The organism is Kribbella capetownensis, from assembly GCF_004331485.1.
GTDB lineage: Bacteria > Actinomycetota > Actinomycetes > Propionibacteriales > Kribbellaceae > Kribbella > Kribbella capetownensis.
In genome coordinates this window covers 190,340-203,137 of sequence record NZ_SJKD01000005.1, presented here as the reverse complement: position 1 = coordinate 203,137, position 12,798 = coordinate 190,340, and the positions used below count along the sequence as shown (strand labels likewise).

The 12,798-nt window shown below is 68.1% G+C and carries 14 protein-coding genes; 7 read left to right on the top strand and 7 right to left on the bottom strand.

Features of this window, described 5'->3' with window-relative positions; genetic code table 11:
* Positions 1-72: 72 nt before the first annotated feature.
* A complete protein-coding gene (locus tag E0H75_RS22615; protein ID WP_131515634.1) occupies positions 73-561 on the top strand; it encodes a GNAT family N-acetyltransferase in 489 nt (162 codons plus the stop codon).
* Positions 562-625: 64 nt separating this feature from the next.
* Positions 626-1,498 (top strand): helix-turn-helix domain-containing protein, encoded by an 873-nt coding sequence (locus E0H75_RS22610; RefSeq protein WP_238163205.1) that lies wholly within the window; start codon positions 626-628, stop codon positions 1,496-1,498.
* Here the strand turns inward: E0H75_RS22610 and ctaD are convergent, their stop codons facing one another.
* The 3 genes from ctaD to E0H75_RS22595 all read right to left on the bottom strand — a co-directional run bounded on the left by ctaD (position 1,499) and on the right by E0H75_RS22595 (position 4,964).
* On the bottom strand, positions 1,499-3,253 hold the full coding sequence (gene ctaD / locus E0H75_RS22605; RefSeq protein WP_131515633.1) for an aa3-type cytochrome oxidase subunit I: 1,755 nt from the start codon (positions 3,251-3,253) through the stop codon (positions 1,499-1,501).
* Between the two features lie 86 nt (positions 3,254-3,339).
* Complete coding sequence (locus tag E0H75_RS22600; protein ID WP_202873126.1) at positions 3,340-4,137, bottom strand: LLM class flavin-dependent oxidoreductase; 798 nt, start codon at positions 4,135-4,137, stop codon at positions 3,340-3,342.
* A complete protein-coding gene (locus E0H75_RS22595) occupies positions 4,134-4,964 on the bottom strand; it encodes an alpha/beta fold hydrolase (protein ID WP_131515632.1) in 831 nt (276 codons plus the stop codon). Before E0H75_RS22595 ends, E0H75_RS22600 begins: the two co-directional genes overlap by 4 nt.
* A gap of 167 nt (positions 4,965-5,131) precedes the next feature.
* Between E0H75_RS22595 and E0H75_RS22590 the strand changes: the two genes are divergently transcribed.
* Both E0H75_RS22590 and E0H75_RS22585 read left to right on the top strand, forming a co-directional pair.
* A complete protein-coding gene (locus E0H75_RS22590; RefSeq protein WP_131515631.1) occupies positions 5,132-5,701 on the top strand; it encodes a TetR/AcrR family transcriptional regulator in 570 nt (189 codons plus the stop codon).
* 66 nt (positions 5,702-5,767) lie between these two features.
* Positions 5,768-6,970, top strand: a complete 1,203-nt coding sequence (locus E0H75_RS22585) for a Cmx/CmrA family chloramphenicol efflux MFS transporter (RefSeq protein ID WP_131515630.1) — start codon at positions 5,768-5,770, stop codon at positions 6,968-6,970.
* Here E0H75_RS22585 and E0H75_RS22580 read toward each other — a convergent pair.
* Entirely contained in the window at positions 6,967-8,178 is a 1,212-nt protein-coding gene (locus E0H75_RS22580; protein WP_131515629.1) for an MFS transporter, read from the bottom strand. The genes E0H75_RS22585 and E0H75_RS22580 overlap by 4 nt on opposite strands.
* A 128-nt stretch (positions 8,179-8,306) precedes the next feature.
* On the opposite strand from E0H75_RS22580, the gene lexA reads away from it, so the two are divergent.
* The gene (lexA, locus tag E0H75_RS22575; RefSeq protein WP_238163204.1) at positions 8,307-8,960 is read left to right on the top strand and encodes a transcriptional repressor LexA; all 654 of its coding nucleotides are present in this window, start codon (positions 8,307-8,309) and stop codon (positions 8,958-8,960) included.
* On the opposite strand, the gene E0H75_RS22570 is transcribed toward lexA, so the two are convergent.
* Positions 8,891-9,217 (bottom strand): MerR family transcriptional regulator, encoded by a 327-nt coding sequence (locus E0H75_RS22570; protein WP_131515627.1) that lies wholly within the window; start codon positions 9,215-9,217, stop codon positions 8,891-8,893. The genes lexA and E0H75_RS22570 overlap by 70 nt on opposite strands.
* Positions 9,218-9,273: 56 nt before the next feature.
* On the opposite strand from E0H75_RS22570, the gene E0H75_RS22565 reads away from it, so the two are divergent.
* Positions 9,274-10,341 (top strand): FAD-dependent oxidoreductase, encoded by a 1,068-nt coding sequence (locus E0H75_RS22565; RefSeq protein ID WP_131515626.1) that lies wholly within the window; start codon positions 9,274-9,276, stop codon positions 10,339-10,341.
* On the opposite strand, the gene E0H75_RS22560 is transcribed toward E0H75_RS22565, so the two are convergent.
* Both E0H75_RS22560 and E0H75_RS22555 read right to left on the bottom strand, forming a co-directional pair.
* A complete protein-coding gene (locus E0H75_RS22560; RefSeq protein ID WP_165553961.1) occupies positions 10,293-11,474 on the bottom strand; it encodes an acyltransferase family protein in 1,182 nt (393 codons plus the stop codon). The genes E0H75_RS22565 and E0H75_RS22560 overlap by 49 nt on opposite strands.
* A gap of 184 nt (positions 11,475-11,658) precedes the next feature.
* The gene (locus E0H75_RS22555) at positions 11,659-12,315 is read right to left on the bottom strand and encodes a response regulator (protein WP_131515624.1); all 657 of its coding nucleotides are present in this window, start codon (positions 12,313-12,315) and stop codon (positions 11,659-11,661) included.
* Positions 12,316-12,383: 68 nt separating this feature from the next.
* Between E0H75_RS22555 and E0H75_RS22550 the strand changes: the two genes are divergently transcribed.
* Positions 12,384-12,779: a pyridoxamine 5'-phosphate oxidase family protein gene (locus E0H75_RS22550; protein WP_131515623.1), complete on the top strand. Its 396-nt coding sequence runs from the start codon at positions 12,384-12,386 to the stop codon at positions 12,777-12,779.
* Positions 12,780-12,798: the final 19 nt, after the last annotated feature.

The following is a 12,798-nucleotide window of genomic DNA, read 5'->3' as shown; positions in this document are numbered from 1 at the left end:
TCAGCGAACTGCCACCGCTGAGCCTCCGATAGTCGGTTGAGGATGGACCATGGTGCTGGTTGAGTGCTCGCCATGGATACCCGCACTGCACGGCTGAGTCTGCATCCGATCGACGAGCTGGAGGGGCGGCGTATTCGCGATCGTGCGCCTGGCACCGACGACACCTGGGCGGCCGACTACCCGTTCGACGGAGACCTGGCCGCCATCGGCGGCTTCCTCCGGGCCACCGAGCAGAACGGCGACCAGCGTCCGTTCGGCTACTACCAGATCAGGCGTCAGTCCGACGGGCTGGCTGTTGGTGGCATCGGCTTCAAGGGGCGCCCCGACGATGACGTCGTCGAGATTGGCTACGGATTGGCGCCCTCCGCGCGAGGAAACGGCTACGCGACGGAAGCGCTGATGACCGTCATGCAGATCGCCGCCGCGCATGGTGTGACGACGATCCGTGCGGACACCGATCTCGACAACGTCGCGTCCCAGCGGACCCTCGCAAAGGCGGGCTTCGCGCAGGTCGGAGCCGACTCCGAGCTGTACTACTTCGAGGCCCAGCTCGCCCGGTAGCAGGCCGGCTCATCCGGTCGGATCCCATGGGAACATATGTTCGATAATGCTGTAGACTCGTCCTATGGCGGGGCAGGGTGTTGTTGGGCCGACGGCGTTACGGATGATGCTGGGCAGTCATCTGCGGCGTCTGCGAGAGCGCGCCGGGGTGAGCCGGTCCGATGCCGGATGGACGATCCGGGCGTCGGAGTCGAAGATCAGCCGGCTCGAGCTCGGCCGCGTCGGGTTCAAGGAGCGCGACGTCGAGGACCTGCTCAGCCTGTACGGCGTGACCGAGGCGCGCGAGCGGGAGCGGCTCCTGGAGCTGGCCCGGGAGGCGAACAACCGTGGCTGGTGGCACCGGTACGGCGATGTCACGCCGGACTGGTTCGACGCGTATCTCGGCCTCGAGGCGGCAGCCGAGCTGATCCGGACGTATGAGATCCAGTTCGTTCCCGGATTGCTGCAGACGGCCGACTACGCCCGCGCCGTCGCCCGGCTGACGCCTGGCAACGCGCGGGCGGACGAGGAGATCGAGCGGATCGTCGCTCTTCGCACCCGGCGTCAACGTGTCCTGGATCGTGAGCCGCCCCTGAAACTCTGGGCCGTCATCGAGGAGTCGGTCCTGATGCGCCCCATCGGTGGCCTCGATGTCCTCCGCGATCAGCTTGACGCTCTCCGCGAGGCAGCCCGCCGTCCCAACGTCACGCTCCAGATCGTCCCGCTCCGCAGTCCCGGCCACGCCGCCACCGGTGGCGCCTTCACCCTGCTGCGCTTCCCCCAGCACGACCTGCCCGACATCGTGTACCTCGAGCACCTCACCAGCGCGCTCTATCTGGACAAGCGTGACGACGTCGAGACCTACACGCAGACCCTGGACCTGCTGGCCGCGACCAACCCCGCGCCCCAGCACACCGAGCAACTCCTCACCGAGCTGCTCGACCGGATGGCCGGCTGATCAGTCGGGCTCGCGCTCGGACTCAGGCTCAGACCCGCGATCGGGCTCGGGCTCGGTGCCGAGCTTGGTGAGCAGGTCGCCCTCCGGCTCGCCCAACGAGAGCTCAGGATGGTGGAAGTCGAAGGCGGGGCTGTCCGAGCGGATGCGCGGCAGCTGCTCGAAGTTGTGCCGCGGCGGTGGGCAGCTGGTCGCCCACTCCAGCGAGCGGCCCCAGCCCCACGGGTCATCGACACCGACCAGAGGTGCGCGGCGGGATCGATAGACGTTGTAGAGGAACGGCAGGGTCGAGGCGCCGAGGAGGAATGCGCCGACGCTGGAGACCTGGTTCAGCGTGGTGAAGCCGTCGTTCGCGCCGTACGTGGCGTAGCGACGCGCCATGCCTTCCACACCGAGCCAGTGCTGGACCAGGAAGGTCGTGTGGAAGCCGATGAACAGCAACCAGAAGTGCAGCTTCCCGAGCCGCTCGTCCAGCATCCGGCCGGTCATCTTCGGCCACCAGTAGTAGAACCCGGCGAACATCGCGAACACCACGGTCCCGAACACCACGTAGTGGAAGTGCGCGACCACGAAGTAGCTGTCGTTGAGCTGGTAGTCCAGCGGCGGCGAGGCCAGGATGATGCCGGTCAGACCGCCGAACAAGAACGTCACCAAGAAGCCGAGACTCCACAGCATCGGGGTGTCGAACGACACCGAGCCGCCCCAGATCGTGCCGATCCAGTTGAAGAACTTCACCCCGGTCGGGACCGCGATCAGGAACGTCATGAAGGAGAAGAACGGCAGGTTCACGCCCCCGGTGACGAACATGTGGTGGGCCCAGACCGCGATGGACAGTGCCCCGATCGACAGCGTCGCGGCGACCAGGCCGATGTAGCCGAAGATCGGCTTGCGGCTGAAGACCGGCAGGATCTCGGTGATGATGCCGAAGAACGGCAACGCGATGATGTACACCTCTGGATGCCCGAAGAACCAGAACAGGTGCTGCCACAGCAGCGCACCCCCGTTCCCGGCGTCGTAGACATGGGCTCCGAGTGATCGATCCGCCTCCAGCATCAGCAGTGCCGCGGCGAGGATCGGGAAGGCGATCAGCACCAGGATCGACGTGATCAGGATGTTCCAGCAGAAGATCGGCATCCGGAACATCGTCATCCCCGGTGCCCGCATGGTGATGATCGTGGTGACGAAGTTGACGCCGCCAAGGATCGTGCCAAGGCCGGCCATCCACAGGCCCATCACCCACAGGTCACCGCCGACGCCCGGCGAACGAACACCGTTCGACAGTGGCGAGTACGCCGTCCAGCCGAAGTCGGCCGCGCCACCGGGAGTCGCGAACGCGCCCAGCGTGATCAGGCCGCCGAACAGGAACAGCCAGTAGCTGAACATGTTCAGCCGAGGGAAGGCGACGTCGGGAGCCCCGATCTGTACCGGCATGATCACGTTCGCGAAACCTACGAAGAGTGGTGTCGCGAACAGCAGCAGCATGATCGTGCCGTGCATGGTGAAGAGCTGGTTGTAGACCTCTTCGTCCACGATCTGCAGGCCCGGCTCGGCCAACTCGGCGCGGATGATCATCGCCATCAGCCCGGCGATCAGGAAGAACGCGAACGAGGTGACCAGATACAGCTGACCGATCACTTTGTGGTCGGTCGTCGACAGCAGTCGCCCGATCACCTTCCCCAGGGGCTTCCGCGCCGGTGCAACTCCGACCGACGGGCCGGTACGTTCAGTGATCCCGGTCTGTTCGCTGACGCTTGCCATTCGACCTCCCGTGACGCCCACCACGCCACCCACGGTCTTCCGATTACACACCCGCCTGGGCCCGGGGCAACAGAGGCAGGCCCACCTCAGCGTGGCGGGCCCGCGGTCAGGACGGCGCGTACGTCGGCCAACCGCAGGGTGGACGGGTCGAAGTCGGTGAGGCACCAGGTGGCGGCGGCGTACGGCGCCGGGTCGGTCCCGGGAGGCAGGGAGATGACGATCTCGTAGTCCGTGAGGTCGCCACGGATGGACTCGAGGAGAGCGACTGACTCGGCGAGTTGGTCCGGTGAGGTCAGGTTGACCGGGAAGTAGCCGTCGTAGCGCGCGGCCCGGCGGAGAGGTTTGAGTTTGCCCGGGAAACCGCCGACCCAGAGCGGAACGCGGCCCGCGACCGGGCGCGGCAGGAAGCTGACCGAGTCGACCGTGTAATGCGTGCCGTGATGCGACACCGGCGCGCCGCTCCACCCGGCGGTCAGGATCTCCAGGGCCTCGTCGAGTTGCTCGGCGCGGATCCGGTCGTCGACCTCGTCACCCGACCGGGAGAACTCCCCCGCGAACCGGTCGCCGCCGAGCCCGACGCCGAGCGAGAGGCGCCCACCCGACAGTACGTCGAGCGTGGTTGCCTCACGCAACAGTTTGACCGGCCGTCGACGTGCGACCGGTGTGACCATCGGCCCGAGCCGCAGTCGTTCGGTGACGGCAGCCATTGCGGCCATCGTGATCCACGGGTCCGCCACGGACGACACCGGCGCTCGCCACCACAGTTGGTCCCAGACGAACATTCCGTCCCAGCCGGCCTCTTCCGCCTCGGCCGCGAGGCGCGCCACCACGCGCGGGTCGGCGAGCTCGTCGAAGAGTGGGACCCACAGTGCGAAGCGCATCATCGGCTCGCGGTGTGATCGGCAATCGCATCGACGAGGTCGTCCCAGCGCGCAGCCGGTACTCCGTGGCCGACGTCCGGTATGACCACCAGTCGGCCGTTGGGGACCGCGTCCCGGATGGCTTCGCCGTGTGCCAACGGGAACACGGGATCCAGCCCACCGTGCACCACGAGCACCGGCATCGTCAGATCACCGAAGCCGCCGTTCACCGGATCGTCGAACGACATCGCGTAGTGGTTGGTCAGCGAGGCCTCGAAGTCCCGTGCCCGCGCCATGTCCCGGCGTACCAGGTCCCGAGCCGCGGCCTCGTCGAAGTGCCCGAGGTACTCCGCCTCGATCGACCGTACGACGTACTCCTCGACCGACGCCGGATCCGCGAAGTCGGGTGGATCAAGGTGCGGCATCGACTCGGACGGGGGCGGCAGGTCGTCGGCCTCCGTGGACGTGGACACGAACGTCAGGGATGCCACCCGCGACGGATGGTCGACGCCGATCACGAGCGCCGTGCCGCCGGACATCGACTGCCCGACCACGTGCGCCTGATCGATGCCCAACGCGTCCAGCAGCCCGACCGCGTCGGCGGCCAGGTCGCGCATCGAGTACCCTGGCCGGCCGATCGGGTACGACGTCGACCGGCCGGTGTCACGCTGGTCGTAGCGGATCACGTAAAGCCCGCGGTCGGCGAGCTTGCGGCACAGCCCACTGTCCCACCAGAGCATGGACGCCGATCCGCCATGGATCAGCAACACCGCCGGGTCGGCCGGATCACCGAACGTCTCCGCACACAGCTCGACACCGTTGACCGGGTACAGCTTCTCCGAGGTAGTCATGTCCCGACCGTAAGGCGGACTAAGTCATCCCGAAAAGATTCTTCCCGATCGAACCGATCGCCATGGTCGATGTACCCCGGGCCGCCGCCGCAGTCCATCGCGGTAGGTCAGTCCTCGATCCGGCTAGTTTTAGATCGATCGGTCCATAACGTGTTATGGTTGATGTCATGGCCAGGCCGAGGACGTTCGACGAGGAGCGTGCTGTCGATGCCGCGATGAAGGTGTTCTGGACCTTCGGGTACGACGGCACCTCGACCCAGGACCTGTGCGAGGCGATCGGACTCGGCCGGAGCAGCATCTACAACACCTTCACCAGCAAGCGTGATCTCTTCGACCGGGCGCTCCGGCACTACATGGACGCCCGGACCGGCGGCCAGCTCGAGGTGATCGAGAGCGACCTGCCGATCAGAGAGCGCGTTCGCCGCATTCTCTGGGACGCGGTCGAGCCGGATCCCAACGATCCGGCCGGTTGCCTGGTTGTGAACACGCTGGTCGACCTCGCGCCCAACGATCCCGAGATCGCCGCAGCACTCGAGCGCGACCACGCGACCCGGCTGGCGGCGCTGACCACGGCAATCCGAACTGCACAGGCCGCGGGCGAGATCGCCGGCCAGGATGCTGCCGGTCTCGCGGAGTACGTGTTCGTCGTCCTGAGTGGCCTGCGAGTCGCGGCCCGTGGCGGGGCGACACGCAGCGCCCAGGAAGCCGTCGTCGCAGCGGCACTCCGCGCCTTCTGATCGGCCTACCCCCGCGGTCATCGCTGCCCGCGTTGTGAACTGATTGATCCAATACGAGAGGGACTCATGCCGCTCGCGGTCTACGTGCTCGGCCTGGCGATCTTCGCCCAGGGCACGTCCGAACTCATGCTCGCCGGTCTCCTGCCTGAGATCGCCGGCGACCTGAACGTATCCATCCCGGCCGCCGGCCTGCTGATCTCGGCGTTCGCCGTCGGCATGCTGGTCGGCGCACCGATCCTTGCCGTCGTCACCTTGCGCTGGACACGGCGTACCGCGCTGCTGGCCTTTCTGGCTGTCTTCGCGCTCACCCACGTCGTCGGTGCGCTGGCGCCGGGCTACGGCGTGCTCGTCGCCACACGCATCGTCGGCGCCTTCGTGTACGCCGGTTTCTGGGCCGTCGCGGCGGTGACAGCCATCGGCCTGGTCGGACCGGAGGTCCGCGGCAAGGCGATGAGCATCGTCGCCGGCGGGCTCACCATCGCCACGATCGTCGGCCTGCCCGCAGGGACCGTCATCGGCCAGCACCTCGGCTGGCGGGGCGCATTCTGGACCGTCGCCGTCCTGTCCGCGCTGGCCATGATCGGCGTGGTCGCGACGGTTCCGGGTGGACGCTCCAGCACTACGCCTGATCTTCGCGCCGAACTGCGCGCGATGATCAACCCCAAGCTCTGGCTCGCCTATGGCACGACGGCGGTGTCCACCGCGGCGTACCTGGTGATCTTCAGTTACCTCGCTCCCCTGCTCACCGAGTCCACCGGTCTCACCGAAGGCTGGGTTCCGGTCGTGCTGGCGCTGTACGGCGTCGGCGCGCTGGCCGGCATCACCATCGGCGGCCGGACCGCGGATGCCCGACCCTTCACGACCCTGCACGTCGGCATCGGTGGCGGCATCGCGGCATCCATCGTCCTTGCCCTCGGCACCGGTACGCCGTGGCTCGCGGTCGTGGCGATCGTGCTCGTCGGGGCGTTTGGTTTCGCGAACAACCCCGCGATCAACACCCGGGTCTTCGGCCTGGCCGGGTCCGCGCCCACGCTGGCAGCGGCGTTCAACATCTCGGCCTTCAATGTCGGCATCACCATCGGACCGTGGCTCGGCGGCCTGGCCATCGACGCCAACGCCGGCTACCCCTCCGTTGCCTGGATCGGCGCGGTTCTGGGTCTCGTTGCCCTAGGCACCGTTCTGCTGGCTGCCGTACGCACGCCCCGGACCGTCGATCAGGTGAAGGAGAGCACCGCCTCGATGGCGGCCCGGTCACCCGCCGGATCCTAGGTACGCCGTTCAATCGCGGCTGACGTCAAGTTTGTCGCGTGAACGTGCCCAGCGGGTGCCCTGCGCGTCAGCAGGCGGCTCTTGAGGGCGACGCCGGCCAGCAACGGCAGCAGGCCCGTGAAGGTCCAGATCAGCCCGGCCGCGGCGGCGATCCAGCCCACGACGGCCGGTCCGATGAGGACTCCGGCGTACGTGAAGGTGGTCAGTCGGGACACAGCGGTCGCGGCGGCCGTCCCGCCTTCGCGACCGACCGCGCTGAAGATCAGCGGTAGCAGGACCGATCCACCGAGACCGACCAGTCCGAATCCGGCGATCGACATCCACCACACCGGTACGGCGACCACGACGGCCAATCCGATCACAGCCACCGAAGCGGCAACCCGGAAGACGGCTGCCGCGCCGTACCGCTCGGTCAGACGGTCACCGATCAGGCGGCCTGCCGTCTGGCATGCCGTGTACGCCGTGAACGCGAGGCCTGCGGTCGCCAGGTCGGCACCGCGTGATTCGTGCAGCAGCACTCCACTCCAGCTGATCACGGCTGCCTCGCCGATCATCACCACGAAGCCCATCGCGCCGAAGATCAGTACCGGGCGAGTCCATCCCGATTTCCAGCCGGTCCGCTGCTCGCCGTTCGTCATATTCGATCGGTCTGCCTCGGGCGGAAGGAGATTGCGGGTCGCCACTTGACCGGCAACCAGCAGCACGGCGGCGACCACCAGAAACTGTGCACCGATGCCGACACCGGCGCGGGTCACCGCAGCGCTGACGAGAGACGCGAGCACGGCGCTCACGCTCCATGCGGCATGACAGCCGTTCAGGATCGGCTTCTTGCGAAGGCGCTCGACCGCGACCGCGTGCGCGTTCATCGAGACGTCCACCGCGCCATGTACGAGACCCATGAGCAGGACGGCGATGCCGAGCTGCACCGGGTTGCGGGCCAGACCCACGCCTGCCAGCAGGATCGGGAGCGCGGCCAGGCCGACCTGGATCAGCCGCCGGCTGCCAGAACGTGCGACCAGGCTCCCGACGAACTGCATCGAGACCAGCGCGGCCGCGCCGAACAGCGTCAGGATGATGCCCAACTGGCTCTCGCTGAGCTGGTGCTCGACCTTGATCGACGGGATCCGGGCCAGATAGCTCGACACCAGGCACCCGTTGACGAAGAACACCGCGGTCACCGACCAGCGTGCTCGACCGATCGCGTTCATGACGACCTCCTTGAGCGCGCCCGCTGCGCGCTCTCGGACCGGACGTCGGAGCCGGTCCGGGGATGTTGCCAATTCGGTGCGGCGGGTCGGGTGCCGGCCGGAGCCGTGCGGCGCTCTAGGATCTCGTGGTGACTGATCTTGATCTGTTCGGGGACCTGGACACGGCGGCGCTACCGGAGCGGCAACAGCGGATCCTGGTGGTGATCCGGGACTGGGTGATGCGGCACGGGTACTCCCCCAGCACCCGCCAGATCGGTGACGCGGTCGGCCTGCGCTCCACCTCCTCGGTGTCGAAGCACCTGGCCGCTCTCGAGGACAAGGGGTTTCTGCGCCGCAGCCCGTCGGTCTCCCGGCCGATCGACGTACGAATGTTCCTGCAGGACTCGCCGTCGCGGCAGTCGGGCGAGGACTCGGTGCCGGTGCCCGTCGTCGGTGACATCGCGGCCGGTACGCCGATCGCGGCGGTCGAGCATGTGGACGACGTACTGCAGTTGCCGCGCGGGCTGACCGGCCGTGGGAACGTGTTCGGCCTGCGGGTCCGCGGCGAGTCGATGATCGACGCCGCGATCTGCGACGGCGACATCGTGGTCGTCCGGCAGCAGTCCGAGGCGCACTCGGGCCAGATCGTCGCGGCGATGATCGACGAGGAGGCGACGGTGAAGGTCTATCGCCGCCGCAACGGCCACGTCTACCTCGAGCCGCGCAACCCGGCCTACGAGGTCATCGACGGCGACAACGCGGTCGTCCTCGGCATCGTGGTCTCGGTCCTGCGCAGCGTCTGACCGTCACTCCTCCAACAGGTGGCGTCACACCCGACCGGACCGCGGGCGTCGAGGTCCAGCAACTCCTCGACATGGTCCAGGCTGAAGCCGAGTTCCTGGGCGCGCTTCACGAACCTCAACTGCTCCACCGCCGAGGTCGGGTAGTCACGGTAGCCGCCAGCCGTCCGCGGTGGCTCGTGGAGTAGCCCGCTGCGTTCGTAGTACCGCAGCGTCTCGACGCTCACGCCGACGTGTTCGGCCAGCTCTCCTGTCCGCATGCCTCCATCCTGAACCCTGGACCCAGGTCCGAGGTCAACCTCGTACGGTGGGACACGTGAGTGCGCGGCGGGCGGTGATTGTCGGTGCGGGGATTGCCGGATTGTCGGCGGCGATCGCGCTTGGCCGGCGTGGGTGGGAGGTCAGGGTGCTCGAGCGAGCGCCCGAGTTGCGCGAGGTGGGTGCGGGCATCTCCTTGTGGCCCAACGCCGTACGGGCGCTCGATCGGCTCGGGGTTGGTGAGCAGGCTCGCGCGCTCGGGGCGGTCGAGGGAGACGGCGGGTTCCGGGATGCGCAGGGGCGTTGGCTGTTCCGGTCGGGGATGCGGACGGTGTACGGCGAGACGTTGATGCTGCGGCGACCGGTGCTGCTCGACATCCTCCGCGCGGCAGTGCCCGACGGGTCGGTCAGCCTCGACACCGAGGTCACCAATCTCGACTGTGATGCCGAGCTGCTCGTGGGGGCCGACGGACTGCACAGCACGGTCCGGGCCGCGCTCTGGCCGACGGCCAAGCCTCCTGTGTACGCCGGTTACACCGCTTGGCGACTGATCGCACCGGCACTGGAACTCGACGCTGAAGTGAGCGAGAGCTGGGGGCGCGGCGAACGCGTCGGACTGTTCCGGCTCGCAGACGGCGCGATCTACGCCTACCTGATCGCGCGCACTCCAGCAGACCTCACGTACGACGACGACCTGGCCGAACTCCGGCGTCGCTTCGGCCGATGGCACAACCCGATCCCAGCCATGCTCGACACCCTCACCGGTGCGGAGATTCTCCGCCACGACATCTACCGGCTCCCGGCTCTGACGACCTACGTCGCCGGTCGCGCCGTTCTGGTCGGCGACGCGGCCCACGCGATGACGCCGGACCTAGGCCAAGGCGGAGGCATTGCGCTGGAGGACGCGGTCGAGCTGGCCGCGGCCCTCGACACCGACGACGGACTCCACCGGTACGACGAGCGTCGCCGACGCCGTACGCAGACCATCGCGCGGCAGTCAGCTGCCTTCGGCAGGTTTGCCCAAGCGCACGGCCGGCTGACCGTCCCGCTCCGCAACACCGCCGCCCGGCTGTTGCCTCAGGGCGTCTTCCTCCGCTCCGTCGAGCCGATGCTCACCTGGGCCTGACGCTTCACCCCGAACAGCACCGACACCCCAGGCAGGACCGACAGCACCCACGCGAGAACGGCCGCCACCACAAACGCAGTCGGCAGCAGTACTGCGTACTTCATCCACAGGTTCGCGTCCCAGCCGACGACGTAGTACGCGACCGCGAGAATGATCGGCTGGTGCACGATGAAGAACGGCATCGCCGCCCGCGCGAGCGGTGTCGGCAGCGGCCGCTGGAACGCGGGCGCGCGCATGCCCAACGCGAGCACGCCCGACAGCCAGCCCCACACGGCGAAAGTGATCAGCGTCGAGTACCAGAGGTAGACCCACGAATAGCCCGGGTCCTCCCACCAGCCGTCGAGGAAGTCGATGATCCCGGTCGCCACCCCGAGCAGGAACGCGCCGAGACCGAGCACCAGCGCCGGTACCGCGTCTCGTCGTACGGCAGCCATCAGCCGGTCGTCCGACATCACCAGACACCCGACCACGAAGAAGTCGAAGAAGAACACGAACTCGCCCCACCCGTGCTCCGGTCCCGGCGCGGCGAGCAGCAGCAAGTGCACCGGGACCAACGGCGCCGCCAGCAGCAGGATCCGTCCGCGCCGCTCGCACCGCCGCGCGATCCAGTCGACCATCCGCCGGCCCTGCGCCCCGCGCAACCAGAGGAACACGGGCAGACCGAGCACTGCGAACTGGAGCAGGTAGATCAGGAACCAGAGGTGATAGGTGTCCCGCAGCCACAACGGCGCGTGCCCACTCAGGTCACTGAAGAAGGTCTGCACGTCCCCGAAGAACGACGCGTCGGACCGGCCCTTGTGGTGCTCCTCGATGAAGTACTGCGGTGGCGACAGCAGCACGTACGCGACCACGAACGGCACCAGCAGCCGCAGCACGCGCTCGCGCAGGAAGCCGCCCGCGGTCCGCCAGCGCAGGGCCAGCCACGCACCCGCCCCGGACAGCATGAAGAAGAACGCCAGTCCCCACAGCCCGAGGAATGCGATCGCGATCGAGATCCCCTCGCTCGTCTGGGCGTTCTTCACATGCCAGTCGGCGTCGTCGAACGGCCGCAATGTGTGGAACACGAACACCCCGAACACGGCCAGCACCCGCAACCAGTCGAGGAAGTACAGCCGCCCACCCTCGTCACCCATGCGCAAAGAATGGTGCCTGCGCCGGGACATCGCCACTCGAATCCGGACCGTCGGTCCCGAAGTCCCGGGCCTTCCGACCCTGCCGCGCGGAGCAATGCGGCGGCTTCGATGGGAGCACTGCTGGGAGGGGAGTCCGATGACAGCTGACTGCGGCCCTGGGGCGGCGACAGGAGTCGCCGGGTGGTCAGGACTTCGGGCGTCGCTTGGCGCGTTCGACGGCGTACACGGCGGCCTCGATCCGGCGCTCCATGCCGAGCTTGCGGAGCAGCCCGGACACGTAGTTCTTCACGGTCTTCTCGGCCAGCAGCATGCTCTGCGCGATCTGCCGGTTGGTCTTGCCTTCCGCGATCTCGTCGAGGATGCGACGCTCCTGATCGGTCAGCGACTGGTACCGCGGGTCGTCCTGCTCGTCGTCGGGGTTCCGCAGCCGTTCCAGCACAGCCCTGGTCATCGCGGGATCGAGCAGCGACTCCCCCGCGGCCAGGCGCCGTACCGCTCCGACGAGGTCCGTGCCACTCACCTGCTTGAGCAGGTAGCCGGCCGCGCCGGCCATGATCGCGGTGAACAGCGCCTCGTCGTCGGAGAACGACGTCAGCATCAGGCAGGCCGGTGGATCCGCCATCGACGACCGGATCTCGCGGCACACGGTGACGCCGTCGCCGTCGGCAAGCCGGACGTCCAGTACGGCGACGTCCGGCCGCAGCGCCGGGATCCGCGCGGTTGCCTGGGCCGCCGTCGCTGCCTCCCCGACCACATCGATATCCGGCTCGGTCTCCAGCAACTGGCGCAGACCGAGCCGGACGACCTCGTGGTCGTCGAGCAGGAACACCTTGATCGCCATCGCACCTCGTCCCCCACCGCCCCGGCCCTCTCGCTCAGAGTAGACCCGCACCTCCCCCGGAGGTCGTGATGCGAACCGTACGGCGCTGCGGCCCGGCCGGACCCGATCTGCTCGAGGACCGTGAGTGCCTGCGCCTGCTCCGGACCGTGCCGGTGGGCCGCGTCGTGTTCACCCGCGGCGGCCTGCCGGCGGTGCGAGTGGTGGGCTTCCGGGTCGACGAGGACACCATCGTCTTCGTCGCGGATGACGAGGAGGGGATCCTGGCCGCGTTGCGAGGCGACGTCGTTGCCTTCGAAGCGGACTACCTGGATGCCGATCAGCACGTGGGATGGACCGTGACAGCGGTCGGGCACCTGTCCGTCGTACCTCCGGACGAGGCGCTCGTCCTGGCGCCGGCCGAGCCCGGCCGCCAGCTGATCCGGCTCGGGGTGGAATCACTGCGCGGCCACCGACTCCTCGTGTAGGCGGTGTCCCGCCCTTACG

What these genes read in the sequence shown, in the direction of transcription:
- E0H75_RS22615 (WP_131515634.1), top strand. Translation starts at nt 73, where the DNA reads ATGGATACCCGCACTGCACGGCTGAGTCTGCATCCGATCGACGAGCTG.
- E0H75_RS22610 (WP_238163205.1), top strand. Translation starts at nt 626, where the DNA reads ATGGCGGGGCAGGGTGTTGTTGGGCCGACGGCGTTACGGATGATGCTG.
- ctaD (WP_131515633.1), bottom strand. Translation starts at nt 3,253, where the DNA reads ATGGCAAGCGTCAGCGAACAGACCGGGATCACTGAACGTACCGGCCCG.
- E0H75_RS22600 (WP_202873126.1), bottom strand. Translation starts at nt 4,137, where the DNA reads ATGATGCGCTTCGCACTGTGGGTCCCACTCTTCGACGAGCTCGCCGAC.
- E0H75_RS22595 (WP_131515632.1), bottom strand. Translation starts at nt 4,964, where the DNA reads ATGACTACCTCGGAGAAGCTGTACCCGGTCAACGGTGTCGAGCTGTGT.
- E0H75_RS22590 (WP_131515631.1), top strand. Translation starts at nt 5,132, where the DNA reads ATGGCCAGGCCGAGGACGTTCGACGAGGAGCGTGCTGTCGATGCCGCG.
- E0H75_RS22585 (WP_131515630.1), top strand. Translation starts at nt 5,768, where the DNA reads ATGCCGCTCGCGGTCTACGTGCTCGGCCTGGCGATCTTCGCCCAGGGC.
- E0H75_RS22580 (WP_131515629.1), bottom strand. Translation starts at nt 8,178, where the DNA reads ATGAACGCGATCGGTCGAGCACGCTGGTCGGTGACCGCGGTGTTCTTC.
- E0H75_RS22570 (WP_131515627.1), bottom strand. Translation starts at nt 9,217, where the DNA reads ATGCGGACAGGAGAGCTGGCCGAACACGTCGGCGTGAGCGTCGAGACG.
- E0H75_RS22560 (WP_165553961.1), bottom strand. Translation starts at nt 11,474, where the DNA reads ATGGGTGACGAGGGTGGGCGGCTGTACTTCCTCGACTGGTTGCGGGTG.
- E0H75_RS22555 (WP_131515624.1), bottom strand. Translation starts at nt 12,315, where the DNA reads ATGGCGATCAAGGTGTTCCTGCTCGACGACCACGAGGTCGTCCGGCTC.
- E0H75_RS22550 (WP_131515623.1), top strand. Translation starts at nt 12,384, where the DNA reads ATGCGAACCGTACGGCGCTGCGGCCCGGCCGGACCCGATCTGCTCGAG.